The sequence below is a fragment of the Salinicola endophyticus genome, assembly GCF_040536835.1.
Lineage (GTDB): Bacteria > Pseudomonadota > Gammaproteobacteria > Pseudomonadales > Halomonadaceae > Salinicola > Salinicola endophyticus_A.
The window spans coordinates 4,120,382-4,146,659 of sequence record NZ_CP159578.1; the positions used below are offsets into that span (position 1 = coordinate 4,120,382).

Genomic DNA, 26,278 nt, shown 5'->3' on the forward strand with positions numbered 1-26,278 from the left:
TGAGCATCGTCAACGCCTCAGACAACGCCCCGACGGCGTCGACAGTGGACGTCGTCATGATTCTGACAGTCACCACCGGCCTGCACCGGGGCGCCGTCATCACGCTACATGAGCCGGTCTGCCGGATCGGCAGCGCCGATAACGCCGATGTCTGGCTGGGCGATACGGGGCTGTCGCCGGAGCACCTCGTGCTCAGATTTCATGGCCGCCAGCTGGCGGTCGAAGCCGTGGGCGGCGATATCGTCGTCAACGGCCAGCGAGTCACGCAGGGGACCGGGCTGCGCTGCACCGCGCCAGCGACGCTGCACGTCGGCGAGGTGGCGCTGACGCTGACGCGCCCGGCCACACCGTCGCTGCTGAGCGCCCTGCCGCGTCTCCCGGCATTTACCCTGCGCTGGAGACGCTCGCTCAACCGCGCCGCCCCCGTGAGCGCACTACTCGTCACGCTGGGCGTGCTGGGACTTTACGAGTTCGTCGACGTCAATCAGGCCGGCGCCAACATCGGCAGCGTCGCCCCGCATGCCGAGCCTGCAAGCGACAACTCACGCATCGACGAACAGGCCATTGCCGGTGCCCGACAGCTGGCCGAGCGCGCGGCCTCGTCGCCCGCGCAGGCACTGCGCGCGCATCTCGCCGCGGCCGGCCTGAATACCATCACGCTCAGCCAGCACGACCGCTACCTGAGCGTCGCGGGGCATTACACGCCGGGGCAGCGCGTGGCCTGGGAGGAGACGCAGCGCTGGTTCGATCAACACTTCGGCAGCCGCCACGTGCTGCTCAACGCAGTGGAGCCGCAGCCCGCCACCAGCCCCCCCGATCTGCGGCTCAGCGCCGTATGGCTCGGTGACAACCCCTATCTGATCGACCACCACGGCAAGCGTCTCTACCCCGGCGCGGCCCTGCCCTCGGGCTGGGTCGTCTCCTCCATCGACGCCCAGCGCGTCCTGCTCCGCCATGGCGACGAGCAGTACGCGCTGACGCTATAGCCACAGCGTGATGAGGACGATGGCATGAGAATCGGCGAACGGGAGGCGCCCGACGCAGGCCAGCGCCTTGCGCCAGGGGTGACGGACGCACCAGCGCCGCGCGAGCGTCAAACGCCCGCCGGTGGTGACTTCACCCACGCTGTCGATCGCGCTCAGCAACGGCGCGGGGAGCATCCGGCACTGCACCAACAGCTGGCAGCCCTGGCCAGCCCGGCGCCCAGCGATCCGGCCAGCTTCTCGCCCGCGCGCAGCCTCGACCTGCTCCAGCACGTCGTCGACAGCGTCCTGCCGCGCCTCGAGGCCGACGCCGCCACGCTGGCCGACGCCACGACGATTCTCGACGAAGAGATCGCCTGGCGGCAGGCGTGGGAGAACCGCCTCCACGTGCCGCTCGCCAGCGAACGCGCAACCGACGGCGAAACACCGGAGGAGAGATCATGAGTCAGCGCGACGATCGCGACGCCGCCGACCTGCTCCATCTCATCGGCCACCTCTATCTGCAGAGCGGCCAGACCCAGCGTGGTCTGGTGCTACTGCTCATCGCCCAGCGCCTGGCCCCGGACCACAGCGGCCTGCTGCACGCGCTGTGCCAAGGGTTCCTGGCCAGCGGCCAGGGACAGCGCGCACTACACACGATCGAGCGGCTCGAAGCACAGGCCGGAGCGGCTGCCGATCCCGCGCTGGCGCTGCTGAGGGGGCGAGCCCAGACCCTCGTGGGCGCCCCCGAGCTGGCGCGGCAGAGCTACCGTGACTATCTCGCCCGCCGGGCGAGCGCCGATAGAACGACACCTCATACCGGTGCCGGAGGTGAGGCATGATGCCCCTGCTCGCGCGGCTCAACCGCCTGGCCCAGCGCGCCGCCCAGCGCAGCGACGTGATCATCGCCGCCTTCATGGTGCTGGCAGTGGTGATGATGATCATTCCGCTGCCCACCGCGCTGGTCGACGCGCTGATCGGCATCAACATCGGCTTCAGCCTGCTGGTCCTGGTGGTCGCCTTCTATATCTCCCATCCGGTGGAGTTCTCCTCGCTGCCACCGATCATTCTCCTCGCCACGCTCTTCCGCCTGGCGCTGTCGATCACCACCACGCGGCTGATTCTGCTCGACGCCGATGCCGGCCAGATCGTCGCCGCTTTCGGCAACTTCGTCATCGCCGGCGAAGTGGTCATCGGCATGGTGGTGTTTCTGATCATCACCGTGGCGCAGTTCCTGGTGATCACCAAAGGGTCGGAGCGGGTGGCCGAGGTCGCCGCGCGCTTCACCCTCGATGCCATGCCCGGCAAGCAGATGAGCATCGACAACGATCTGCGCAACGGCGATATCGACACCCAGGAGGCGCGCCGGCGGCGCTCGCGCCTGGAGAGTGAAAGCCAGCTCTACGGCGCGATGGACGGCGCCATGAAGTTCGTCAAGGGCGACGCCATCGCCGGGCTGGTGATCCTCTTCGTCAACCTGATCGGGGGCCTGCTGATCGGCATGCTGCAGCACGACATGGCCTTCAACGATGCCGTCGAAACCTACTCGCTGCTCACCGTCGGCGATGGCTTGATCGCGCAGATTCCGGCGCTGTTGATCTCGATCGGTGCCGGCACCGTGGTGACCCGCGTCAGCTCCGACAACGCCAGCGACCTGGGCAGCGAGATCGTCGGCCAGCTCGGCAGCAATGCCAAGGCGTTGGGGCTGACCGCTGCCGTGCTCTTCTGCGCCGCCTTCGTACCCGGTTTCGCCACCGGGGTGTTTCTTGCCCTCGCCGCCCTGCTCGGTGGCGCGGCGTTCTATCTGCGCCGCCGTCAGCGCCGTGCGGCGGCCAGTGAAGCGCCATCCAGCGGCGATGCTTCCACCAGCGCCCTGTCCACCAACGATCTCTCCACCCATGCCCCGTCCACTGGCCCGGCATCCACGGCCTCCGCCGCCGCTCAGCCGCCGCAGGCGGAGGGCCAGTCAGCGGCGTTCGCCATGGCCGATGACGATCCGCGCCAGCATCGCGTCATGCTCGGCTTGAGCGCCCCGCTGGCCGACACCCTGTCCCTCGACCTGCTGCGCGAGGCGCTGCAGCACGCCACCCAGCGCATCGAGCGCGATCTGGGCATCGCCCTGCCCGCGCCGGGCCTGCGCATCGAACCGACGCTGGAGGCCGGACACTTCACCATCGAGCTGGATGACGTCCCGGTGCTCGCCGGCGAACTGCCACCGGAAACGCTGCTGCTCGATGACGACCCCAGCCTGCTCGCGGTGGTCGAGCTCACCGCCACGCCGCGGCCGGCGCTGGTGGGGCGTGGCCAGTGGCAGTGGCTCGACGACACCCGTGCGGACGCCCTCGACGCCGCCGGCATCCGCTACCTCACCCCGGTGCAGGTGCTGGCACGCTGCCTCGAATCGGTGTTCGCGCGCTATGCCGGCGAGTTCCTGGGCATTCAGGAAGCGCGCACGCTGCTCTCCGAGATGGAGAGCCACTATGCCGAGCTGGTCAGTGAGGCGGTACGGGTGGTGTCGCTGCAGAAGATGGCCGACATCCTGCGCCGGCTGGTCAGCGAGGGCGTACCGGTACGCGCCCTGCGCGCCATTCTGGAGGCAATGGTGGCCAACGGCAGCCAGGAGCCCAATACCGCCCGGCTCGCCGATCAGATTCGCATCGCCCTGGCGCGTCAGATCTGCCACCGCCATGCCCGCCACGACCGCGTGCTACCGGCCTGGGTCGCGACGCGGCCGCTGGAAGAGGCGCTGCGCAGCGCCCAGCGCCATACCGAAGCGCCCGCCGCGCGGGGCGGTTTGCCGTCTCCCTTGTCGCGCGCGCTGAGTGCCTGGTTCGAACAGCACCTGGATGCGCTGGAAGGCGAGCTCAAGCCGGTCGTGGTCATCGCCCATGATGTGCGCGCGACGCTGCAGCAGTGGGTCAGGCAGCAGGAGCTGGGGCTGGCGGTGATCGCCTGGCAAGAGATCGCCCCGGAGTTCCATCTGCAGGCCATCGCCCAGCTCCGCCTGGCCAAGCCAAGTCCTCGCCGCGAGGCGGAAACGTCGGCCCGGGCAGGGTGACGCCATGACCTTCACGACAGCGCCGTTCACGCTGGCACGACACACAACGACAACCAGATTCAGGGAGCTTGGCGATGGGAGGCATCACATGATCGGGTGGCGACAGAGCTCATGACTTCGACCACGAGACGTTCCCCGCTTGCCCGGTGGCAAGCGCCCCCGGTACTGCTCGCCGCGGCGCTGCTGCTGTGCGCGCTGTGCGCCGGGCTGTCGGGCACCGCCCGGGGTGATGTGACGGTGGATGCCGGCGGCCGGGGGCTGGCCCTCGAGACCGGCCAGGGCCGCATCCTGCGCTTCGAGCGCGAGATCGCCTCGGTGCTGGTCGCCAACCCTGAGGTCGCCGACGTCCAGGTCGTCTCCCCCGGCGTGATCTATCTGTTCGGCAAGCGCGCCGGTGATACCAACCTGATCGCGCTCGACGCCGACGATCGCAACCAGGCCTCGCTGCGCCTGCGGGTACGCGACGGCGTCGAAGGCGCCCGCGAGACGCTGCGCGGCAGCGGTGGCGAGGCGCAGATTCACCTGCGCATGGCCGGCGACCGGCTCGTCGCCGAGGGTCAGCAGCGCTCCCTCGACAGCGCCATGGCGACCCGCTCCACGCTCGACGCGGTGGCGCCGGATGGCGCCGGCCTGGACCGCACGACCTATGCCGGCGCGACCCAGATCAATATTCGCGTGCGCTTCGCCGAGGTCGCCCGGGACGAGCTGCTGCGCTACGGCATCAGCTGGAATGCGCTGATCAACAACGGCTCGTTCTCGTTCGGTGTGCTCACCAGCAGTATCGCCAGCAGCCCCAGCGCCGAAGGTGTCGATGGCCTGCTGCAGGCGCTGCAGCAGAACAACCTGCTGCAGATCCTGGCCGAGCCCAATATCACCACGGTCTCGGGCCAGACCGCGAGCTTCCTGGCCGGCGGCGAGATTCCGATCCCGGTACCGGTCAACCGCGACCTGGTCGGCATTCAGTACAAGCAGTACGGGGTCTCGCTGCTGAGCACGCCGACGCTGCTGCCCAACGGCCGGATCTCGATGGAGGTGCGCCCCGAGGTGAGCAGCATCGCCAGCGAGAACGTGCAGATCGCCGGCTACGACGTGCCCTCGCTGCAGGTGCGCCGCGCCGACACCGTGGTCGAGGTCGGCAGCGGTCAAACCTTCGCCATCGCCGGGCTGTTCCAGCGCCAGGCCTCCAACCAGCTCGAGCGCATCCCGGTACTCGGCGACATCCCGATCCTTGGCCAGCTGTTCCGCTCGCGCCGCTTCCAGCGCAACGAGACCGAACTGGTGATCCTGATCACACCCTATCTGGTCGCCCCCTCTTCGGCCCCGGCACCGCGCACCCCGCTCGACCAGGCGCGGGTGGCGAGCGCACCGCGCCTCGCTGATGACCGCGCCCAGCATGCCCGCTCAGCCGGCGTCGACGATCCGTTCGGGTTCTATCTGCAATGAGGCGCGCCATGCTGACAACCCCACGCACCGCCGCACCCAAGGTCGGCCTGATGACGCCGCCGGCGACGAAAGCCGCGACGCTGCTGACGCTGGCACTGCTCGCCGGCTGTCAGTCGTCGCTGGGGCCGATGAGCTGGACCAGCGGCTATCGCGAGGTAACGCTCGCCACACCCGACGGCCAGGGCACGACGACGCGCACGCTGGCGAACCTGTGTCAGAGCGAACCCGAGCAGTCGGGGCTGATCCCCCTGCCACCCGGCTGTGCCAACGACCTCAACCTGCAGCTGATGGTGGTCGACCCGGGCGATCTGACCCATGGCAGGGCGATGGGCCCGGCGCGGGCGGCACCGCTCGCGGCCGCGGCCAGTCAGCGGCTCGACAACCGTGGGCGCGCCAATGAGCGGCGCGTCAGGCTCGAAAACGAGGCGCGCCAGGCGATGGGCAGCAGCGCGACCACCGATGGTCTCTAGACGCCCGCGGCCGCCACGCGGGCCGCGCGGCTCATCCCGCGGCCGCCTGCGCCAGTTTCAGCGCGCGGGCGCGCGCCGCGGGGGTGGGCAGCGCCGCGATGCGCTGCGCCTGGGCGATCAGGCGCGTACGTTCGGCAGCACGCATATCGGGAATCGTGAGCCGTTCGGCCGCTGCCGCGCGCCCGGCCAGCACCAGTACCAGCAGGGCATTGCGGTAGTGGCGCGGCTCCGCCAGCGGCGAGTCGACGATACGCCGGATACCGTCGCTGGCGCGCTCGGCATCGCCGGCGAGGGCCTGCGCCAGAGCGAGATTGGTGCGCACGTCGAGATCGTTCGGGGCCAGCGCGGCGGCCCGCGCAAAGGCCTCGACCGCCGCCTCGCTCTGCCCGGCCAGCGCGCGCGCGGCCCCCAGGCGGCTCCAGGCCGCGACGCTGTTCACCACCGGTGCGGCCGGGGTCAGACTCTTCAGCGCCGCTTCCGGCTCGCCCAGTCGCAGCTGGGCGGTGCCCAGCCCGAGCAGCGCCGGCGCCAGCGTGATCTGCTCACGCAGGGCATCGCGAAAGGCCTCGGCGGCGCCGGCGTCGTCACCGCTCGCCAGCCGCGCGTTGCCGAGCTTGAGTCGGACGTCGGCGGCGTCATCGCCCTGGTCGATCGCCCGCGCGTAGAGGGCGGCGGCGGTGGCCGGGTCGCCGCGCTGGGCGACCGTGTCGGCGAGCTGGATCAGGCGCCCGGCGTCATCGCTCGGCGCCGAGGTGGGCCCCCCGGCGCAGGCGGTGAGCGTCAGGCCGAGCACGACGGTGGCCAGTACACGGGCCAGCGCGAATGTCGGGGAGAGGGTCGATGACGACATGCAGCCAGGGCTCCAACGGTCGCGGAAGAAGAGCCACAGCCTACCCGAGATTGGCGCTGCTTGGGCAGCGGCGGCCGATGCTGGGCGTGGCCCTGGCGCTGCCGAGCGTAGCACTGCTGATCGTGACGCTGCTGGTCGCGGCGCCGGTGCGCGCCGCCGAGGCCCCCTGGGCCGGACGCGACTTTCGCTACGTGGTGATCCAGCAGGACGTACGCGAGGTGCTCAAGGAGTTCGGCCGCAATCTGTCACTGCCGGTGGCCATGAGCGACGCCGTCACCGGCGAGGTCAACGGCGACATCGACGCCACCCGGGCCGGCGACTTTCTGCGCCAGGTGTGCGCCGCCAATGGCCTGGCCTGGTTCTACGACGGCTATGTGCTGCACGTCGCCACCCGCGGCGAGCTGAGCCAGCGCCTGTTCGATCTCGACGGTGTCGACCGCGAGCGGCTGCTGGCCGCCCTCGCGCGCAGCGAGATCGGCGCACCGCTCGACGCGACCCTGATCGACGACGGCGCACGCCTCGAAGTCTCCGGCCCACCGGCCTGGATCACCAGCGTCGCGCAGCGCCTCGAGGGGCTGCGCCGACCGGCGCCGCCGGCAGCCCCCAGCGGTGGCGTCAAGATCTACCGCGGCAGCGTGGCCACGCCGCCGGCGACGAGCAAGTGAGGTACCCCGGCGGCCGCGGCCAACGGGCAGGCGTGCAGCGGCTATGTCAGCCGCTGACACGCTCCATGACGACGATCCACGACAGGAGAATCCAGATGGCAATCGACTCCATAGATGGCACCAACCCCAACGGCGGGACGCCGAACGCCCCCTCCTTCGACGATGCCCTCGATCAGGCCGAGTTCCAGGACGCCATGGTCAAGGGCATGGTCCAGGTCGGCGGGCAGCTGATTCTGATGCCGATGATGAAGGAGATGCTCGGCGAGGCGATGTCCGGCGGCGAGGGCTGAGCCAGCGCTGCCGCGGCTGGCCAGGTCTCGGCCTGGCCAGCCAGTCACGCTGCCGACGACGGCGGCGCTCCATTCAACCAACGCGTCAGACACGCTTGCCACCGGCCGGCGTGCCGCGCACAGAGGTGACCCATGACACCGGTGACTCCCCCCGGCGCCGGCACGCCCATGCCGCTGCCGACGCCAGACACCCAGACGCTCGAGTCGCAGAACCTGTTCGAGCACATGGCGAACCTGGCCGGCCAGCCGGCGCAGGGCCCCAGCCCCGGCCAGTTGGGCAGTGATCTGCTCGACAACCTCGATGGCTTCATCGAACGCGTCAACGCCTTCTCGCGCGATGCCCAGGTGCCCGCCACCGCCGAGGCCCCCGAGCGCCTGACCTCGACGCTGCCAGGCCATGCCCCCGACAGCGCGGCGCAGGCCACCGCGCCCGGCGATGCCAGCGACACCCCTACGGCGCTCGACGACGCCAGCGTGACCCGGGTCGCCGATACCCTGGCTCGGGTATTCGACCACTCGATCGAGACCACCATGGTCGTGCGTGGCGCGACCCAGGTCTCGGGCTCGGCCAATACGCTGCTGCGAGGTCAATGACGCTTGCGCTACGAATCGCTGCTTCCCCATCCGTTCACCGCCGCCCTGCGTCGCCCGGGCCGGTGGCTGCTGCTGATCGCTCTGGCGCTGCTGCTGCAGGCGTGCGACACCGAGCTCTACACCCATCTCGACGAGCGCGAGGCCAACGTGATCGTGGCCACGCTGGCGCGCCACGGCATCGCCGCCCAGCGACACGCGGAAGAGTCGGGGCAGATGACGGTCAGTGTCGACGAGAGCCGTTTTGCCGATGCCGTGGATATCCTCGACCGCGCGGGGCTGCCGACGCACAAGTTCGCCAACCTCGGTGAGGTGTTCAAGGGCAACGGCCTGGTCTCCTCGCCGGTGCAGGAACGGGCCCAGATGATCTATGCGCTGAGCCAGGAGCTCTCCCACACCGTGTCGCAGATCGATGGCGTGCTCGCGGCACGGGTCCATGTGGTGCTGCCGGACAACGACCTGCTGAAGCGCAACAGTACGCCCTCGTCGGCATCGGTCTTCGTCCGCTACCTGGCATCGCTGGACATCGACCCGCTGATCCCGCAGATCAAGACACTGGTCGCCAACGGCATCGCCGGCCTCTCCTACGACAACGTCTCGGTGGTGCCGGTCGCCTCGAAGCTCGCCGAAGCCCCCCAGGGCAAGGCACTCCCGGCGATGGACGCCTTCCTGGGAATCGCCATGCCCGCCACCAGCGCGACCCGGATCACCTGGCTCGTCGGCGCCCTGGTCGCCGCTCTGCTCGCGCTCGCCGCCGCGGTGATCTGGCTGGTGTGGCGTCAGCAGCGCCAGCGTCCCTACGCCTTGGCTACCCCGGCGACGTCACCCAGCGGCGCGGAGCGCGAATCATGACACCCGCGCCCACCCCGGCTCCGCCCATACCGCCCGACGCAGCGCTGCCGGTCGCACTCGGCGAACGCCACTGGCTCGACTGCCTGGATGCCATCGCCGACGACGACCAGCTGCGCCCGTGGCTGGCGCAAGCGCGCTTCCGCCAGCGCCTGATCGCCCGCCTGAGGGCGCGTCACCGGCTGCCCGCAACCGACGAGCTGCCGCCGCTGGACGCGGCGGACCGCTGTCTCTGCCGGCTCGACACGACAGCGCTCGCGGCCTGCGCCCGAGCGGCCGGCGTCATCGTGCATGCCGATGCCTTCGCCGGCACCATCGAAGCCCCACTGGTCAGCGCGCTGCGGGCACGTTTCGGCGACGTCCTGCATCGATTGGCACTAGAGCAGCGTGACCAGCTCCGCCCCGAGCCGCAGACCACACCGCCCGCCAGCGATCTCGAAGCGCTGGCGGCGGCGGTCGAGCGTGACGGCTGGCGCTGTGTCGGCGCCTGGTACCACGCCCAGCCGCGCGGCTGGCAAGCCTGGCTGGCGCTGGCCTGGCGTACCACACCCGCGGTCGCGTTCACTGACGCCACCGACGACGACGCCTTACCCCCCACGGCGCAGCGCGACGCCGCCAGCGCCATCGCCCGACACGCCGCCACCCTGGTCACGGACGCCGACCCGACTCCGGCGCCCGGCGGGGGCACTCGCGCCGACGCCACAGCCGACGAGGAGAGACCATGAACACGCTTCCCCGCCGCCCCGGCAAGGTGATTCTGCGCGCCGCCGAAGCGCAGGCGTGGCGCGACGGTTTCGCCTTTCTCGAGCGCGCCCGCGAACAGGCCGACGCCCAGGCCTCGGCCACCGCGGCAGCGCGGGAGGCAGGCTACGCCGAAGGGTTCGCCGCCGGCCGCGGCGACGGCGAGCGCCAGGCGGCAGCGCTGCTCGACACCACCCAGGCCGACGTCGCGCGCTACCTGGACGAGCTGGAGCCGGCCCTGGCCCAGCTCTGCCTCGACCTGGTGCAACGCATCCTGGACGAGTACGACGACGCCGAGCGCATCGCCAGCAGCGTGCGCCGCGCCCTCGGCGAGTGGCATCAGTCCCATCGTCTGCGCATCCGGGTCGCACCGTCGCTCGAACGCCAGGTGAGCGAGCGCCTGGCCGCGCGGCCACCGGCGGGCGTCGACTACCAGGTCGAGGCCGACCCGCAGCTCGGCCCGACCCAGTGCCTGCTGGTCAGCCCCGTCGCGGTGATGGATATCGGCGTGGAAGCCCAGCTCGATGCCCTGGCCAGTGCACTGCAGGCTCCGGCCCAGGAGGACCCATGACCACCTCCCCGCTCGACGGCCTCATGCCGCGTCTCCAGGCACGCCTGGCCGAGGTAGAAACGCGCCGGGCCAACGGTCGCGTCAAGCGCATCCGCGGCCTGCTCATCCACGCCAGCATCGAAGGCGTCGGCATCGGCGAGCTGTGCTATCTGCGCGACCCGATCAGCGGCCGCCGCGTGGCCGCTGAGGTGATCGGCTTCGAAGAGGAAGATGCGGTGCTCTCGCCGATCGGCGAACTCCACGGCCTTTCGACCCGCAGCGAGGTGATCGCCACCGGGTGCGCCCAGGGCGTGGCGGTCGGCGAGGCGCTACTGGGCCGCGTCATCAGCCCGCTCGGCGAGTGGCTGGATGCGGCCCCGCCGCCCCGCGGGCTGCACGACTACCCGGTCCACGCCGCGCCGCCGCCACCCCTGACACGCCAGTTGATCGAGCGACCGCTGGCTCTGGGGGTGCGCGCCATCGATGCGCTGACCACCGTCGCCCGCGGCCAGCGCGTGGGGCTATTCGGCGAACCCGGCGTGGGCAAGTCCTCGCTGCTCTCCGCCATCGTGCGCGGCAGCCGCGCCGAGGTGGTCGTGCTCGGCCTGGTCGGCGAGCGCGGCCGCGAGGTGCGCGAACTGCTCGAGGGCCAGCTCGATGCCGCGGCCCGGGCGCGCACGGTGTGCGTCGTCGCCACCTCGGACCGCCCGGCCATCGAGCGCACCCGCGCCGCCCTGGTGGCCACCAGCGTGGCCGAGTACTTCCGCGATCAGGGCCGCGACGTGCTGCTGCTGGTCGACAGCCTCACCCGCTTCGCCCGCGCCCAGCGCGAGATCGGCCTGGCCGCCGGCGAGCCGCCCACCCGCCGCGGCTATCCGCCGTCACTGTTCGCGGCCCTGCCGCGGCTGCTCGAACGCGCCGGACCGGGCATCTCGGGCCAGGGCAGCATCACCGCGCTGTACACGGTGCTCACCGAAGGCGATGCCAGCCTGGACCCGGTGGCCGAGGAAGTCCGCGCCATTCTCGATGGTCATATCGTGCTCAGTGCCGAACTCGCCCGCCGCGACCACTTCCCGGCGATCGACGTGCTCGCCAGCCGTAGCCGGCTGATGGATAGCGTCGCCACCGAGGCCCACCGTCGTGACGCCGCCAAGGTGCGCGACCTGCTGGCCCGCTATCAGGAAGTCGAGCTGCTGCTGCAGGTGGGCGAGTACCGCGAGGGCAGCGATGCGGCCACCGACGAGGCGATTCGCAAGCATGCCGAGATCGAAGCGTTCCTGCGCCAGCCGCGGGGCGAAACGGCCGCCTTCGACGACACCCTCGACCGCCTGGGAGGACTGGCCCGATGACGACCCGACACGCCCTCGAACGTCTTCTCGCGCTGCGCCGCCAGCGCACCCGCCTGGCCGAACGCGAACTGGCCGCCGAACGGGCACGCTGCCGCGACCTGGCACGCGAGACCCAGCGCTTCGACACTGCGCGCCAGCGCCTGGCACACACCGCGCAGCAGCAGGAGCAGGCGCGCTTCGATACCGCCGCGGGGCGCCCGCTGAGCGCCGCCGAGACCCTGGCCTGGCAGCAGAGCCGAGCTGAGCAGGCCGCGCTGCAGGCGGCTCTGGCCCAGCGTCAGCAGCGCTGTCAGCAGGCCGCTCGCCTGGCCCATCAGCGTGAGCAGACGCAGCGTGGCGAGTGGGCTCGCTGCCGCCAGCGTCAGCAGGCGCTGGCGCAGCTGCAGGCGGACCAGCAGCGGCGTGACACGCGTGCGGCCGAGTGTCTGGCCGAGCTGGAGCACGAAGAGGGCCACGGCGGCCGGGAGCCGCGCCCATGAACTCACCGCCGCGCATCGACCCTGACACGCTCGCCTACCGGCTGCCCCGCGTCGCGCCGCAGACGCTGGCATTGCACAACGCCCTGCACCGCCCTCGCCAGCCGCTGACGCTGCCCACCCGCTCGGGGGCGAGCGCCGAGCCGGCGCAGCTACGCCTGCTCGGCGAGCAAGCCGACATCACCCGCGAGATCGCCTGCCCGCTGCATATCGGTGACGAGATGCTGGTCGTGACGACGAGCTGGCGCACGCTGGAAGCGCTCGGCGCCCATCCCGGCCGCCGCCGGTCGCTGGCGAGCGTCGATGCCGAATTGGCCGCGCTATGGCTGGAAGCGCTGTGGCAGCCCTGGCTGGCGCCGCTGGAAGCCGCACTCGACTGTGACATCCGCCTCGACCCGCTGGCGCCCCCCGCCCCGGCCATGGCTAACCCTCAGGGCCAGGCCGGCGACGCTGCCGACACAGCGCACGCCAATAGCGTGACGCTAACGCTGGCGTACACCCTCGGCACCACCAGCTACCCGCTGGCGCTGGCGCTGAGCGCGCCCCTGGCCGAGCGTCTGCATCCGCTGTTCGAGGCGCGCTTTCCGCCGTGCCCCGCGCCGGCGCAGGCGCTGCCCGTGACCGCTCGCGTCCACGCCGGTCAGCAGTGGCTGACCCTCGCCGAGTGGCGCTCGCTGGGCCCCGGCGACGTGGTCATGCTCGAGCCCCCCTACGCCGAACCGGACACGCTCGCCGTCAGTGTCGCCGGCCGTTGCGCCGCCGCCACGCCGACCGCCGAGGGCGTGCGTCTGCTGGCGCCGCCACGCGTCCCTGCGGGTGGCCACCCGGCCACTCGCCCCGCTCCCCGCCAACGAGACCAGGAAGCTGCCGCCATGACCCAACCGCCTGTGGATAGCCCGCGCGACGACACCGCCCCGGAACCGGATGTGGATAACTTCGACAGTCTGGCGGTCGCGCTCACCTGCGAACTGGGACGCCTGACGCTGACCCTGGGCGAGCTGCGCGAGCTGGGGCAGGGCAGCGTCTTGCCGCTGGCTCGCCGACCCGAGCGGGCGGTCGATCTGATGGTCAACGGCCAGCGTATGGGCCAGGGCCGCCTGGTGATGATCGGCGATGATCTCGGCGTGCAGATCGAGCGCCTGGCGCTCGACGCCCCGTCGTCCGATGCCCAATCGCCCGACACCCAGGCGCCCGACGTATGACCGAGTTCCAGCCCAATCTGATCGCGATCATCATCGTCGTCGCCACCATCGGCCTGGTGCCGCTGGCGGTGGTGACGATGACCGGCTTTCTCAAGATCTCGGTGGTGCTGTTCCTGATCCGCAACGCCCTGGGCGTGCAGCAGACCCCACCCAATCTGGTGCTCTACGGCATCGCCCTGATCCTGACGGTGTATATCACCACGCCGCTGATCGGCGAGATGACCCATCGCTTCGAGGCGCATCAGGCCGGGCTTGGCAGCATCACCGAGATCAAGGAGGCCGGGGAGGCGCTGCGAGAACCGCTCAAGGACTATCTCTCGCGCTACGCCAACGAGCACGAGCGGGCCTTCTTCATCGATGCCACCCGCAGCCTGTGGTCCGAGGAGGCGCGCCGCGAGCTCCGCGACGACGACCTGATCGTACTGATTCCGGCGTTCGTCAGCTCCGAGCTGACCCGCGCCTTCGAGATCGGCTTTCTGCTCTACATCCCGTTTCTGATCATCGACCTGATCGTCTCCAACGTGCTGATGGCCATGGGCATGATGATGGTCTCGCCGACCCTGATCTCGATTCCGTTGAAGATCTTCCTGTTCGTCGCCGTGGACGGCTGGTCGCGGCTGATGCACGGGCTCATTCTCAGCTATGGCGGAGGCTGACATGGACGACGCTATCTTCCTGTCACTGCTGAAGAGCGCGCTGTGGACGGTGCTGCTGGTCTCGGCACCGGCGCTGGTGGTGGCCATCGTGATCGGCTTCGGCGTCGGCCTGCTGCAGGCGCTGACGCAGATTCAGGACCAGACGCTGCCACAGGCGGTGAAGCTGGTCGCGGTGCTGCTGGTGCTGATCCTGACCGGGCCGCTGCTGGCCGGGCAGATCGTCAACGTGGCAGATCAGGTGCTGGACAATTTTGCCGCCTGGTCGCGCTGAGGCAACGCTGCCTGACCGGCTGCAGGCGCGGATCGTGACGTTACGCGGCGCGCGAGATCCGGGAGACCAATGAACTACGAAGCGTTTGCCCACTTCCTCAACGACTTCGCCTACCCGCTGATCGCGGCGCTGGCGATCGGCACCGCGCGGGCGCTGGGCCTGGTGATGATGACCCCGGCGTTCAACCGCCTCGGGCTGACCGGCATGATCCGCTCGGCGGTGGCAGTGACGATCTCGCTGCCGCTGATGGCCGCACTGTTCGCCGATTTCACCGCCCTGCGCGACATCGCGAGCGTTGCGCTGATGGGGCTGGTGATCAAGGAGCTGGTGATCGGCGTGGCGATCGGTCTGGTCTTCGGCGTGCCGTTCTGGGCCGCGGAGGTGGCCGGCGAGCTGATCGACCTGCAGCGCGGTTCGACCATGGCGCAGATTCTCGACCCGATGGGCGCCAGCGAAACCGGCGTCACCTCGACGCTGCTGTCGATCATCCTGCTGGCGCTGTTCTTTCTCACCGGCGGTTTCATGCTGCTGCTCGACGGCTTCTATCGCAGCTATGCGCTGTGGCCGGCGATCGACTTCACCCCGCTGATGACGCGCGCCTCGGCAATGGCGGTGCTCGGCCTGCTCGATCAGGTAATGCGAATCGGCGTGCTGATGATCTCCCCGCTGGTGATCGCCCTGCTGGTGGCCGACCTGATGCTCGCCTATGTCGCACGCATGGCACCCAATCTGCACGCCTTCGATCTATCGCTGCCGATCAAGAACCTGCTGTTCAGCTTCCTGATGCTGCTCTACGTGGTCTTCCTGATCCCGCTGATGGTGGATCAGCTCGACGTGCTCAAGCTCAACCTGGCCCGCCTCGCGGCCATCCTCGGGGCGATGCAGTGAACCGCCGCCCCGCCGATACCCTAGGCCAACAGGGTGTTACACGGCGTTGCCGTGCTGCCATCCCGGCGTCATCCGGGCGCCCCAGACTGAGCTCTCCGCCCCGCCCCGAGCCCCCGGCCAAGGAGAGCACCATGCGCGTCGATCCCGATGTCACCCCGGTCAGCCCCTCGAATTCGTCCGTCGCCCCGCGCGCCTTCTCCCGTCTGCTCGAGCTGGCGCAGAAAATGGCCAAGGATGGCGGCGCGGAGAAAGACACTCTCGAACCCGGCAGCCAGGCCTACGAGGAGACGCTGAACTCGCTGGCAGAGGACATGGCGGACGGCATCGACATCGACAAGCGCCGGGTTGCCAGCCTGACGGGAGGCGCCGCGGACAGGTTCGAGACGCTGGTCGTCGCTGAGCTCAATGCCCAGCGCGCCGACGGCGACAACCCCGATCTTGCCCAGGCGATCGACGACGCCAAGGAAGCGCTGTTCGCGCGCATCGGGCATGCCCTCGACAACGCCGACCGTGACGCCGACAAGGGTCTGGATGTCTTCGCAGGCTATTGGAAGCGCCATGGTGGCGAAGAGGCCGCGATCGACGCGGGTTATGCCGCCTACGACGGCTTTCTGGCCGATACCACGCTGACCGACAACCCCGATTACGAGGACAACCTCAATGCGCTGGCCCTGGGGATGGCCGGCGCCACGCTGACCGACCAGCGCAAGATCCTGCATCTCGACGCCTCGGATACGCTCTCCCAGCTCTACAAGAATCTGATCCAGAACCGGATCGATCAGGGCGACGATCCCCAGGAAGCGATGGATCACGTCAACGACGATCTGCGCGAGCGCATCGACAGCGTCGGCGGTGGCGACGTCGCCAATGTCTTCGACGGCTATTTCAAGCGTCACGGCGGTGAAGCCGACACCGAGAAGCTTGCCCAGGAGAGCTACCTGGCCAATCGCGACGAGGCCGACATCGCCTACGACGACACGCTGAATGCCCTCGCCGCAGACATGGCCGAAGGCATCGATATCGATGCGCGCACGGTGAGGCCGCTGACGGGAGACGCCGCCAGCCAGTTCCGCCAGCTGGTGGCGTATCAACTCGACCAGCAGCGTGAGCGAGGCGACGCCCCGGATCTCCAGGCGGCCATCGACGACGCCAGGGAAGACCTCTTCGTGCGTACCGGCAACGCCTTGACCGATAACGACAAGGACAGCGCCGACGGACTCGACGTGCTCAACGGCTACTGGGAGCGCCACGGCGGCGAGGACGCCGCCATCGCTGCCGGCTACGCCGCCTATGACGACTTCCTCGCCGACCACACCGTGACCGACAACCCCAGTTACGAGGACAACCTCAACGCGCTCTCATCCGGCCTGGCCGGGAGTACGCTGACCGACTCGCGCCAGATTCTGCATATCGATTCATCGGAGACGCTGTCACAGCTCTACCAGAACCTGATCGACAGCAAGCTGAGCGACGGTGCCTCCCGCGAGGAGGCCACCGCCCAGGTCAACGACGACCTGCGCGAGCGGATCGAGCACGCCGCCGGAGACGATGGCAAGGCGGTGCAGAATGTCTTCGACGGTTACTGGTCGCGGCACGGCGGCGAGACCGACGCCCAGCGTTTGTCCGACAACGCGGCGCTGGACACGGCGCGGCGCGATCACGATCTGCCGGCCTTCAGCGATGTCGATATCCAGTCGATGGAGACCAGCGAGAGCGACCCGGACGACAGTTCACGCAAGCTGACCGTCAGCGAGCTGACCTGGCAGAACCTGATCGAAGCGTGGAAGACGGGGATCGAGGACGGCAGCATCGCAGCCGACGACGAGCGCGCCCAGTTCTACCGTGCGCTACGCGCCCAGGGCGCGCTCGACAACGGGCTGGACCTGGTCGGTCTCGATGTCTCGGAAGGCCTGAGCCTCGATCACGTCACCGGTGATGATCTGGCCTCGGTCATCGATGGCGAGAAGCTCGACGAGCGCCTCGGCGAGCTGTTCGCGTCCGAGTCGGTGCAAAAGGATTACGTAAAAGCCCAGAGCGGCGCGATCGACAAGGTCGCCGACAAGGACACGATCGCATCGCAACTGGAGGAGACCGCCTTCAGCGAGGCGTACATCGATTACATCAACGATCTGCGTGAAAGCGGCCAGGGCGAACTCGCCGAACAGGATATCTCGCGAACCTACAATGCGCTCGCGGCGCTGTTCCCGGCGACGGAAGAGAGCGATAAGGCAGCCGAATTCGCCCAGAGCCTGCAGCTCGACTCGATGATCACCGATCTCGACGACCTGATCGCCAATCCCGATGACATCAACGACGCCAACACCGCGACCGCCACCCAAGACGTGGTCAAGATGGTGCTGACCGCGCTCAAGCGTGGTGGCGTCGATATCCCGCGGCGCACGGCGGAGTCGATCGACAAGTTCGTCAACGAATATCTCAACGATCAGCAGACGGCGAAGAACTTCGGCAAGGCGCTGCAGGAGCTCGGCGACCGCTTCCAGAAAAACGGTGCCATCACCCGGGCGGATATCGACGGCCTGATGAAGAACGGCGTCTACAAGGCGCTCAACGAGAAGACCAACGGTGGCATGCTGTCACTGATCAGCACGCTCAACAGCAACGGCGCGCTGGGCTCGACCGGCGGGTTGATCTCGCTCGCCTCGGGCATCTACCAACTCGCCGGCGGCGGCAGCAAGCTGGCCGACAGCGACGAGGCGCGGATGGCCGTGGCCAAGGAGTTCATCAGTTTCCTCGGCGCCAGCCAGCACTTCACCAACCTTGGCAGCCACATCAAGGACAAGGTCAAGGGCACCAACGTCAACGCCATGCTGGGGCTGGACAAGACGCTGCCGCAGATCTGGGCCGACGACAAGGTCAAGGGCAAGGCGCCCGCACCCGATGCCCACACCTGGGAGCGTTTCAGCGAGAACATCCAGCAGATCATCGATGATGTCCCGGTAGGGGATCAGAAGGCACTGGCCAAGAAGCTGGATATTTCCTACGAAGACGCCAAGAAAATAGTCGAGGGTGCCCAGAACGGATACGCCAAGAACCCGGCCCTGCCCGCAGCCACGACGACGACACGCACCATCAGCTCCTTCCTGCGCGTGCTCGACGGCGCGGCCAATTCGGCCACCGGGGCCCTGGATATCGCTCTCGGAGGGCTGATGATCAAGCGCGGCGCCGACAGCGGCGACGGCGCCACCATCGGCCAGGGGGCGGTGACCGTCGCCGCCGGCGCCTTCGGCCTCGCCGGCGGCGCCTCATCGCTGGCCGCCCTCAAGGGCATCGCCGTGGCGCGCGCCGCCTCCGGGCCACTGTTCTGGGTCTCCGCCGCGTTGACGCTCGCCACCCTGCCCTTCTCGATCGTCCAGGACATCAAGCGCACCAGCGCCCTCGAAGGCCATGAGGCGGATCTGAAAGACCTCATCGAGGCGCTCGATCAGGATGGCGTGCTGACCGAGGACGGCGCCAAACGCTACGCCTTTCTGGAAGCCTACGTGCAAAGCTATGGCCAGCGCGATGCGCCCGAGGGCGAGAGCCTTTTCGACTACCGCCGCGACGAATACGAGTTCTTCCTGCGCGAGGGCCATCTGCCCGAAGCGGGCTGGGACGATTTCACCCACGAGGACTATGCCGGTGATGGCGACAATCTGCAGACCATCATGGATGAGGGCTCGACAGTCGGTGCCTGATCTTGCGAGAGGAGCGCCATGAGCCAGCAGCCCTCCGAAGAGAAGTCGCTGCCGCCCTCGGCGAAAAAGCTGCGCGACGCGCGCAAGAAGGGCCAGGTGGTGAAGAGCGCCGACCTGGTCACGGCGATGGTGATGCTGGCCTGTACGCTCTATATCGCGATCAGCGCCGGCGCTATCGTCGCCCGTATCGAAGGGCTGATCGATCTGACCGCCCGGCTCTATACCGAGCCGTTCGCCACCCTGTGGCCGCGCCTGGTGACGGCCGCCGGCGAGATACTGGTGCTGTCGATCCTGCCGCTGGTGGCACTGAGCGTGCTGGTGGTGATCCTGACCAACGTGGTCACCTCCCAGGGGTTCGTCTTCGCCGCCGAGCCGGTCCTGCCCAAGGCGGAGAAGATCAACCCGGTGGAAGGCTTCAAGCGCATCTTCTCGGTGCGCGGGGTGACCGAGTTCCTCAAGTCGCTGTTCAAGATGACCGCGCTCGCGGTGGCGCTGATCGTGGTCTATCGCCTGGGCCTGCAAGCGCTGATGGAGTCCTCGCGCTGCGGGCTGGGCTGCGTTCAGGGCACTTTCCTGGCGCTGCTGCAGCCGCTGGTGATCACCGCCCTGCTCGCCTTCCTGATCGTCGGCGCCGGCGACGTGTTGCTGCAGCGCTGGCTGTTCCGCCGCGATCAGCGCATGACCAAGACCGAGCAGAAGCGCGAGCGCAAGGATCAGGAGGGCGACCCGACGATGAATCAGGCGCGGCGCAAGCAGCGCCGCGAGATGCATACGCTCAACGCCAAGCTCGGCGTGCAGCACGCCTCGCTCATGGTCGGTACCGGCGACGGCTGGCTGGTCGGCATCCGCTACGTGCGCGGTGAAACCCCGGTGCCGGTGATCACCTGCAAGGCCAACGCCGCCCAGGCCCCGGCCCTGCTGGAGAGTGCCTACCAGCGGCGCATCCCGCGGGTCGACGACCCGCTGCTGGCGGAGAGGATCGCCACCCGAGCGGGTAACGGCGACCCCATCCCGGACGGCACCTTCCAGCAGATCGCCGATATTCTCGTCACCGCTCGGCTGATCTAGTCCTCCAGCCCAGCGCAGGCGTACCCCCAACGCCTGGCGGCAATAGCCCGGGTGCCCCACCGCGCCGCCGAAAGCAGTAAGACCCAGCCAGAGAAAGGTGCGAAAGAATTCCCCCGAGGCGCCAGCCACCCCGGGGCGCTTACCCGGCCGTCTGCCGAGAGAAGGCATTGGCCTCGGCCAGCAGCCAGTCGACGAAGCGTGCCACCGCGGGCGGCATGTCGCCCGAGGGCGGGGTCAGCAATTCGTAGGTCATCGGCGAGGCGAGCACGTAGCGCTCGCCGAAAGGGCGCACCAATACGCCGCTCTTCAGCCGATCCATCGCCACCGGGGCATTGGCCAGCATGACCCCGCGCCCGGCGATGGCCTGGTCCAGGGCCAGCCCCGAGAGCGAGTAGCGCCGTTGCGGCGCCGCCACGCGGTCGGCGACACCGGCAGCCTCGAGCCATTCGCGCCAGCCGGGAAAGACGACGCCCTGGGGCGAATCCCAGCCGACCTCGAGCAGGGTATGCTGAGCCAGGTCGGCGGGCCTCATGGGCCGAACCTGATGCGCCAGCAGTGTCGGGGCGCACACCGGGAACAGCACGTCGCCGAACAGCGGGTAGCTGGCGACGTCGGGCCAGGGGCCACGGCCATAGCGAATCGCCAGACGCGCGCCATCGCCCTGCCAGACGGGCAGCGTGAATGACTGCGTGGCCTCCAGCGAGATTTCGATACCGCCGACCCTGGCCTCGAAACCCATCAGCCGCGGCAACAGCCAGAGCTGGGTAAACGAGGGCGGTGCACTGAGCGTGAGCATCGGCCCGTGCCGGGCACGCTCGCGCACCGCTCTCACCCCGGCGGCAATGCGCTCGAGGCCGCCGTCGATCTCTCGGGCCAGATGCCGCCCGGCGTCGTTCAGCACCACGCCGTTGGCGTGGCGGGCGAAGAGCGCCACGCCGAGCCGGTCTTCGAGCTGCTTGATCTGCCGACTCACCGCGCCGGGCGTGACGCCCAGGCGCGCAGCGGCGTGCTTGAAACTCTCTGCCCGAGCCGCCTCGGCAAAGGCGCGCAGCGCATTCAGCGGTAGACGTTCGACTTTCATAGGGTGAGTTTTCCTGAGCCTTGGCCACCACATTAGTCGCTTGGCGGCGCGGCGCCCAGCTGCTCTGATGGGGCCTCGATGCCCACAGGAGAGTGACATGCCACAGACGCGAGCGTCGCGCCGGCCGCCATCGCCACACGCCAACGCCCCGCTACGCCGGCGTCTGGATGCGCAGGCCGGGGCCCTGATGGTGCTGTTCTGCCTGGCGCTGGGCTTTCAGCAGGTAGCGATCAAGCTCGCCGCGGCGGATGTCTCGCCACTGACCCAGATTGCCCTGCGCTCATCCATGGCGGCACTGCTGGTGCTGGCGCTGGCCTATCGCCGGGGGATACGCGTTACCCATTTCCGCGCCCATCTCGGGCCAGGCATCCTGGTGGGGCTGGGGTTCGTGGCCGAGTTCGGGTTCGTCGCCTGGGGGCTCGACTACACCCTGGCATCGCACATGTCGGTGTTCCTCTACACCGCGCCGATCTTCGCCGCCCTGGGGCTGCATCTGCTGGTGCCGGGCGAGCAGCTGACACGGCGCCAGTGGCTGGGGATGGGTATCGCCTTCGCTGGCATGGTCCTCGCGCTGGCCCCGGCGACCGAGCTGGCGCACACCGCGGACATCCTGCGCGGTGACCTGCTGGGGCTGCTGGCCGGGCTGGCCTGGGCGGCGACCACGCTGGTGATTCGCCGCTCCTCGCTCTCCGAGGTGCCACCGGAGCAGACACTCTGCTACCAGCTCATTGTCGCAGGCCTGCTGCTGCTCCCGGCGAGCGCGCTGCTGGGGGATCTCGGCGAGATTCGGCTGAGCGGCGTGGCGATCGCCAGCCTGGCCTTCCAGACTCTGGTGATCTCCTGCGCCGCCCTGCTGCTGTGGTTCGCCCTGCTGCGACGCTATTTTGCCTCCCAGCTCGGCATCTTCTCGTTCCTCTCACCGATCTTCGGTGTCCTGTTCGGTGCGCTGCTGCTCGACGAGCCGCTGACCGCCAATTTCCTGGCGGGTGGCGCGGCGCTGCTGATCGGGCTCCTGGTGGTCACCCGCTGATGGAGGAGCATTGCCGACCCGCCCTTCAATGGCCCGGCGCCAGCCGGCACGCCAGCCACCAGCCGATGACCAGCGCCACCAGGAAGGCCGCCAGCGGCCCGCTCAGCCCCGGCAACGAGGCCACCGCCGGGCCCGGGCAGTAGCCGGAGAGCCCCCAGCCGATACCGAAGAGTGCGGCACCGCCCAGCAGCCGGGCATCCAGGTCGCGCCGGCTCGGCAGTTGAAAGCGCCCCGCCAGCAGCGGCGTGGCACGGCGCCACACCAGGCGGTAGCCGATGAAGGTGGTGACCACGGCCGCGCCGAGCACGAAGATCAGGGTCGGGTCCCAGGCGCCAGTGACATCGAGAAAACCGATCACCCGGGCGGGGTCGGTCATGCCGCTGATCGCCAAACCCAGCCCGAACAGCAGCCCGGCGAGATAACCGGCCACGGGCTTCATGCACCACCTCCCGCCAGCTGGTGCACGCTGAATACGGTGAGCATCGCCATCAGCAGAAAGACCAGCGTGGCGGCCAGCGAGCGCGGCGAGAGCCGGGCCAGCCCGCACACCCCGTGGCCGCTGGTGCAGCCGCTGCCGAGCCCGGTGCCCAGCCCGACCAGCAGCCCGGCGAGCAGCATCGTCGGCATGCCTGCGAGCGGTGTGCCGACCACCGCGCTGCCGAGCGCTGCCACGTCACCGCGAGGCGCCACATTGCCCCAGTCGAGCCCCAACAGCAGCAGTAACGCCGGGCCGGAGACCAGCCCCAGCAGGAACGCCAGCCGCCAACCGCGGTCACTGCCGCGCTCGAACAGCGCGCCGGAAAGAATGCCGCTGATACCGGCGATCCGCCCCAGCAGCGCCATCAGCAGCGTGGCGGCGAGCCCGATCAGCCCCCCGCCCAGCAACCCGTGCAGTGCACTCGATAGGTCCATCACCACTCCCCTCTCATGACATTCGCGATACCGCGATGGTCGGACTCACTTCGTCGCCGGGCAGGCCGGCGTGGCGATACAGGGGTGACTCAAGGGCGCCGCCCCGCGGCCGTGCAGGGCGCACCAGGCGTCGAAGGTGCTCAGGAAGACCCGGCCGTTGAGCGTCGCCAGCAGCTCGGTGCGGCTCAGGCGATCCATCACCGGCCCCTTCACTTCGGCCAGATGCAGCCCGATGCCGCGCTCCCGCAGGCGCCGATTGAGCGCCTCGAGACTCTCCAGCGCACTGGCGTCGATCACGTTGATCGCCTGGCACGCCAGCACCAGATCGTGGGGCGGCGGCGTGCGATTGACCACCGCAGTGACCAGATCTTCCAGATGGCGCACGTTGGCGAAATAGAGGCTCTCGTCGACGCGCAGAATGGCCACCCCAGTGTCGGTCTCCACCGCGTGGCGGCGCACGTTGCGAAAGTGCTCGGTCCCCGGAATGCGCCCCACCTCGGCGCTGTGCGGGCGGCTGGTGCCGTAGAGATGCAGCGCCAGCGACATACCCACGCCGACCAGGATGCCCACGTCCACCCCCAGCATCAGCGTCGCCACGGCGGTGGCGGTCATCGCCACGCCCTCGCCGCGGGCGTAGCGCCACACCCGCGCGAACGCCGGCAGATCGATCAGCGACAGGGTGGCGATGACGATGATCGCCGCCAGGGTCGCCAGCGGCAGCACGCCCAGCCACGGCGACAGGCACAGCATGGCCAGGGCGACCCCTACCGCGGTGAAGGCGCTGGCCGCCGGGGTGCGGGCGCCGGCCTCGAAGTTGACCACTGAGCGTGAGAAGCCGCCGGTGATCGGCATGCCGCCGGTGAAGGCCGCCGCCAGATTGGCGCCGCCCAGACCGATCAGCTCCTGGTCCGGGTCGACCCGCTCGCCGCGGCGCAGCGCCAGCGCCTGAGCCACCGAGACCGACTCCACATAGCCGACGATGCTGATCAGAACCGCCGAGCCCAGCAGCGAGCGCCACAGCGCCGGGTCCCACGCGGGCAGGTGCAGCGGCGGCAACCCGGCGGGGATCGGGCCGATCACCGCGACCTCGCCGCCCAGCCAGCCGGCGGCCCCGGCAATGACGGCGGCCAGCGCGATGGTCACGATCGGCCCCAGCTTGACCAGCACGGCGGCCACGCGCGCGGGTACGCCGCAGCGCACCAGCAGCGCCTTGCCGTGGCGGCGGATCGCCCACAACAGCACCAGCGAGCCCAGCCCGACCAGCAGCGTCGGCGGGTTCAGCCCCGGCAGTGCGGCGGGCAGCGCCTGCGTCAGTGCCGGTAGCGTGGCGCCGGCAAGCTCGATGCCGAGCAGCGACTTGAGCTGGCTCGCCGCGATCAGCAGCCCCGAGGCGCTGACGAAGCCGGTCATCACCGGGTGGCTCAGAAAGTTGACCAGAAAGCCCAGCCGGCACAGCCCCATGATCAGCAGAATGGCGCCGGAGAGCAGCGCCAGCACCAGCGCCGCGGCGATATACGCCGCCGACCCGGCGGGGGCGACCGGTGCCAGGGCCGCGGCGGTCATCAGCGAGACCACCGCCATCGGGCCGACCGAGAGCGTCGCGCTGCTGCCGAGCAGGGTGTAGACCACCAGCGGTACCAGACTGGCGTAGAGCCCCACCACCGGCGGCAGGCCGGCGAGCATGGCGTAGGCCAGCGCCTGGGGAATCAGCATCAGCGCGACGATGACCGACGCCAGCAGATCCTGACCCAGCAAGCCGGCGTGATAGTGCCGCCCCCAGTCGAGGATCGGCAGCCAGCGTGCCCAGCCGCGCCGAGGCAGCGGGGTCATCGGTTCTCGCCCCCGCCACCCGCGCACCCCCGGCCCAGACACGTCGGCATGCTCACCCCCGCGCCTGCGGCCTGGCCAGCCATTCGCGCCCCTTGAGCAGCAGGTGCCAGTAGATGAAGGGCAACTGCTGCGCCTTGAGGTGCCAGCCGAGCCGGGTCGGCCGGGTGGCCTGATTGAGCCAGGACGGGAATGTCGGCTGCAATTGGCCGCCGTAACCGAACTCCGCCAGCACCACGCGCCCCCTTTCGACCGTCAGCGGGCAGGCGCCATAGCCCGCATAGCCGGAGGGCATCGGCTTGCCATCGAGGGCCGCCAGCAGGTTGTCCGCCACCACCGGGGCCTGCTTGCGCACCGCCGCGGCGGTCTTGGCGTTGCCGGTACCGCTGGCATCGCCGAGCCCGAAGACATCGCTGAAACGGTTGTGCTGAAGGGTCTCGGCATCGAGATCGAGCCAGCCGCCGGCGTTGGCCAGAGGCGATTCACGCACCAGCCGCGGGGCACGCTGGGGCGGCACCACGTGGAGCATGTCGAAATCGGTCTCGATCTCCTCGCTGGTCTCCCCGGCGGTGACGCGAAAGCGCGCCTTCTGCGCCGAGCCATCCACGGCGATGAGATCCTGCTGGAACTGTTTGTGGATACCGTAGCGCTGAACGTAGGCATCCAGCGCCGGGACGAAATCCGCAACGCCGAACATCGCCCCGCCGGCGTTGTGGAAGTTGACCTCGATATCGCCCAGGACGCCCTGCTTTTCCCATTCATGGCAGGCGAGATACATCGCCTTCTGCGGCGCCCCGGCGCACTTGATCGGCATCGGCGGCTGAGTGAACAGCGCCTTGCCGCCGCGCATGGCCTGCACCAGCGACCAGGTGTAGGGCGCCAGATCGAAACGGTAGTTGGAGGTGACGCCATGGCTGCCCAGGCTCTCTTCGAGCCCCTCGATCGCCTGCCAGTCGAGCTCCAACCCCGGCGCCACCACCAGCGCCCGGTAGCCGAGCGTCGAACCGTCCCCCAGCGCGACCTGGCGGGATTCTGGCAGCAGGCGCTCGGCACGGGTCTGATGCCAGGTGACGAAACTCGGCATTACCGAGCGCATCGAACGGCGCGTCTGCTCCGGGGTGAAGACGCCACCGCCGACCAGTGTCCAGCCGGGCTGATAGAAGTGATCCTGCGCCGGCTCGACGATGGCGACATCCAGATCGGGCTGGCGTCGATGCAGGCTCGCCGCCGTGGCGATGCCGCCGGCACCGCCGCCGACGATCACCACATCGTGGTGCCGGGTGGTGGATGCCGTCGGTGCGGCTGGGGTCTCACTCATGAGGCTGTCTCTCCTGCGGCCTGTGCTTGTGTCGTA

27 protein-coding genes are annotated in these 26,278 nt (G+C 69.4%); 21 read left to right on the forward strand and 6 right to left on the reverse strand.

The genetic code is table 11. The features are described from left to right. Positions 1 to 56: 56 nt before the first annotated feature. The 6 genes from ABV408_RS18570 (at position 57) to ABV408_RS18595 (ending at position 5,933) form a co-directional block, all read left to right on the forward strand. On the forward strand, positions 57 to 986 hold the full coding sequence (locus ABV408_RS18570) for an FHA domain-containing protein (protein WP_353980355.1): 930 nt from the start codon (positions 57 to 59) through the stop codon (positions 984 to 986). 24 nt (positions 987 to 1,010) lie between these two features. Next, positions 1,011 to 1,427 carry a hypothetical protein gene (locus ABV408_RS18575; RefSeq protein ID WP_353980356.1) on the forward strand — a complete coding sequence of 139 codons (417 nt, stop codon included), beginning with the start codon at positions 1,011 to 1,013 and terminating at the stop codon, positions 1,425 to 1,427. Next, the gene (locus ABV408_RS18580; RefSeq protein ID WP_353980357.1) at positions 1,424 to 1,804 is read left to right on the forward strand and encodes a hypothetical protein; all 381 of its coding nucleotides are present in this window, start codon (positions 1,424 to 1,426) and stop codon (positions 1,802 to 1,804) included. The genes ABV408_RS18575 and ABV408_RS18580 overlap by 4 nt, the downstream gene beginning before the upstream one ends. Next, positions 1,801 to 4,020 carry a type III secretion system export apparatus subunit SctV gene (gene sctV, locus ABV408_RS18585; RefSeq protein WP_353980358.1) on the forward strand — a complete coding sequence of 740 codons (2,220 nt, stop codon included), beginning with the start codon at positions 1,801 to 1,803 and terminating at the stop codon, positions 4,018 to 4,020. The genes ABV408_RS18580 and sctV overlap by 4 nt, the downstream gene beginning before the upstream one ends. A gap of 111 nt (positions 4,021 to 4,131) precedes the next feature. Then, positions 4,132 to 5,463, forward strand: a complete 1,332-nt coding sequence (locus tag ABV408_RS18590) for a type II and III secretion system protein family protein (RefSeq protein ID WP_353980359.1) — start codon at positions 4,132 to 4,134, stop codon at positions 5,461 to 5,463. Between the two features lie 8 nt (positions 5,464 to 5,471). Continuing rightward, on the forward strand, positions 5,472 to 5,933 hold the full coding sequence (locus ABV408_RS18595) for a hypothetical protein (RefSeq protein ID WP_353980360.1): 462 nt from the start codon (positions 5,472 to 5,474) through the stop codon (positions 5,931 to 5,933). Positions 5,934 to 5,964: 31 nt separating this feature from the next. Here the strand turns inward: ABV408_RS18595 and ABV408_RS18600 are convergent, their stop codons facing one another. Beyond that, complete coding sequence (locus ABV408_RS18600) at positions 5,965 to 6,783, reverse strand: tetratricopeptide repeat protein (RefSeq protein WP_353980361.1); 819 nt, start codon at positions 6,781 to 6,783, stop codon at positions 5,965 to 5,967. Between ABV408_RS18600 and ABV408_RS18605 the strand changes: the two genes are divergently transcribed. The 14 genes from ABV408_RS18605 to ABV408_RS18670 all read left to right on the forward strand — a co-directional run bounded on the left by ABV408_RS18605 (position 6,774) and on the right by ABV408_RS18670 (position 20,074). Next, a complete protein-coding gene (locus ABV408_RS18605; protein WP_353980362.1) occupies positions 6,774 to 7,448 on the forward strand; it encodes a hypothetical protein in 675 nt (224 codons plus the stop codon). The genes ABV408_RS18600 and ABV408_RS18605 overlap by 10 nt on opposite strands. 95 nt (positions 7,449 to 7,543) lie before the next feature. Continuing rightward, a complete protein-coding gene (locus ABV408_RS18610) occupies positions 7,544 to 7,738 on the forward strand; it encodes a hypothetical protein (protein WP_353980363.1) in 195 nt (64 codons plus the stop codon). A 132-nt stretch (positions 7,739 to 7,870) separates the two neighbouring features. Then, entirely contained in the window at positions 7,871 to 8,332 is a 462-nt protein-coding gene (locus ABV408_RS18615) for a hypothetical protein (protein WP_353980364.1), read from the forward strand. Between the two features lie 3 nt (positions 8,333 to 8,335). Further along, positions 8,336 to 9,181, forward strand: a complete 846-nt coding sequence (gene sctJ / locus ABV408_RS18620) for a type III secretion system inner membrane ring lipoprotein SctJ (protein ID WP_353980365.1) — start codon at positions 8,336 to 8,338, stop codon at positions 9,179 to 9,181. Then, a complete protein-coding gene (locus ABV408_RS18625; protein ID WP_353980366.1) occupies positions 9,178 to 9,903 on the forward strand; it encodes a hypothetical protein in 726 nt (241 codons plus the stop codon). The genes sctJ and ABV408_RS18625 overlap by 4 nt, the downstream gene beginning before the upstream one ends. Further along, positions 9,900 to 10,490 (forward strand): HrpE/YscL family type III secretion apparatus protein, encoded by a 591-nt coding sequence (locus ABV408_RS18630; RefSeq protein ID WP_353980367.1) that lies wholly within the window; start codon positions 9,900 to 9,902, stop codon positions 10,488 to 10,490. The genes ABV408_RS18625 and ABV408_RS18630 overlap by 4 nt, the downstream gene beginning before the upstream one ends. Beyond that, positions 10,487 to 11,818 (forward strand): FliI/YscN family ATPase, encoded by a 1,332-nt coding sequence (locus tag ABV408_RS18635; RefSeq protein ID WP_353980368.1) that lies wholly within the window; start codon positions 10,487 to 10,489, stop codon positions 11,816 to 11,818. Before ABV408_RS18630 ends, ABV408_RS18635 begins: the two co-directional genes overlap by 4 nt. Next, positions 11,815 to 12,297, forward strand: coding sequence for a hypothetical protein (locus tag ABV408_RS18640; protein WP_353980369.1), 483 nt, complete (start codon positions 11,815 to 11,817; stop codon positions 12,295 to 12,297). The genes ABV408_RS18635 and ABV408_RS18640 overlap by 4 nt, the downstream gene beginning before the upstream one ends. Continuing rightward, on the forward strand, positions 12,294 to 13,496 hold the full coding sequence (gene sctQ, locus ABV408_RS18645; protein ID WP_353980370.1) for a type III secretion system cytoplasmic ring protein SctQ: 1,203 nt from the start codon (positions 12,294 to 12,296) through the stop codon (positions 13,494 to 13,496). Before ABV408_RS18640 ends, sctQ begins: the two co-directional genes overlap by 4 nt. Next, positions 13,493 to 14,152 (forward strand): type III secretion system export apparatus subunit SctR, encoded by a 660-nt coding sequence (sctR, locus tag ABV408_RS18650; protein WP_353980371.1) that lies wholly within the window; start codon positions 13,493 to 13,495, stop codon positions 14,150 to 14,152. Before sctQ ends, sctR begins: the two co-directional genes overlap by 4 nt. Position 14,153: 1 nt before the next feature. After that, positions 14,154 to 14,423, forward strand: coding sequence for a type III secretion system export apparatus subunit SctS (gene sctS / locus ABV408_RS18655; RefSeq protein ID WP_353980372.1), 270 nt, complete (start codon positions 14,154 to 14,156; stop codon positions 14,421 to 14,423). Positions 14,424 to 14,492: 69 nt separating this feature from the next. Continuing rightward, the gene (gene sctT, locus ABV408_RS18660) at positions 14,493 to 15,311 is read left to right on the forward strand and encodes a type III secretion system export apparatus subunit SctT (protein ID WP_353980373.1); all 819 of its coding nucleotides are present in this window, start codon (positions 14,493 to 14,495) and stop codon (positions 15,309 to 15,311) included. Positions 15,312 to 15,442: 131 nt separating this feature from the next. After that, a complete protein-coding gene (locus ABV408_RS18665) occupies positions 15,443 to 19,006 on the forward strand; it encodes a hypothetical protein (RefSeq protein WP_353980374.1) in 3,564 nt (1,187 codons plus the stop codon). An 18-nt stretch (positions 19,007 to 19,024) separates the two neighbouring features. Continuing rightward, positions 19,025 to 20,074 carry an EscU/YscU/HrcU family type III secretion system export apparatus switch protein gene (locus tag ABV408_RS18670; RefSeq protein WP_353980375.1) on the forward strand — a complete coding sequence of 350 codons (1,050 nt, stop codon included), beginning with the start codon at positions 19,025 to 19,027 and terminating at the stop codon, positions 20,072 to 20,074. A gap of 139 nt (positions 20,075 to 20,213) precedes the next feature. On the opposite strand, the gene ABV408_RS18675 is transcribed toward ABV408_RS18670, so the two are convergent. Continuing rightward, positions 20,214 to 21,155: a LysR substrate-binding domain-containing protein gene (locus ABV408_RS18675; RefSeq protein WP_353980376.1), complete on the reverse strand. Its 942-nt coding sequence runs from the start codon at positions 21,153 to 21,155 to the stop codon at positions 20,214 to 20,216. Between the two features lie 97 nt (positions 21,156 to 21,252). Here ABV408_RS18675 and ABV408_RS18680 point away from each other — a divergent pair, with 97 nt between their 5' ends. Further along, on the forward strand, positions 21,253 to 22,185 hold the full coding sequence (locus tag ABV408_RS18680) for a DMT family transporter (protein WP_353980377.1): 933 nt from the start codon (positions 21,253 to 21,255) through the stop codon (positions 22,183 to 22,185). A gap of 25 nt (positions 22,186 to 22,210) precedes the next feature. Here the strand turns inward: ABV408_RS18680 and ABV408_RS18685 are convergent, their stop codons facing one another. From ABV408_RS18685 to ABV408_RS18700, 4 genes are read right to left on the reverse strand one after another with little or no spacing between them, the layout of a single operon-like run. Beyond that, the gene (locus tag ABV408_RS18685; protein WP_353980378.1) at positions 22,211 to 22,624 is read right to left on the reverse strand and encodes a DUF6691 family protein; all 414 of its coding nucleotides are present in this window, start codon (positions 22,622 to 22,624) and stop codon (positions 22,211 to 22,213) included. After that, entirely contained in the window at positions 22,621 to 23,097 is a 477-nt protein-coding gene (locus ABV408_RS18690; protein ID WP_353980379.1) for a YeeE/YedE family protein, read from the reverse strand. Before ABV408_RS18690 ends, ABV408_RS18685 begins: the two co-directional genes overlap by 4 nt. 45 nt (positions 23,098 to 23,142) lie before the next feature. Next, positions 23,143 to 24,927, reverse strand: a complete 1,785-nt coding sequence (locus ABV408_RS18695) for a sulfate permease (RefSeq protein ID WP_353980380.1) — start codon at positions 24,925 to 24,927, stop codon at positions 23,143 to 23,145. Between the two features lie 52 nt (positions 24,928 to 24,979). After that, positions 24,980 to 26,242 carry an FAD/NAD(P)-binding oxidoreductase gene (locus ABV408_RS18700; RefSeq protein WP_353980381.1) on the reverse strand — a complete coding sequence of 421 codons (1,263 nt, stop codon included), beginning with the start codon at positions 26,240 to 26,242 and terminating at the stop codon, positions 24,980 to 24,982. Positions 26,243 to 26,278 lie beyond the last annotated feature (36 nt).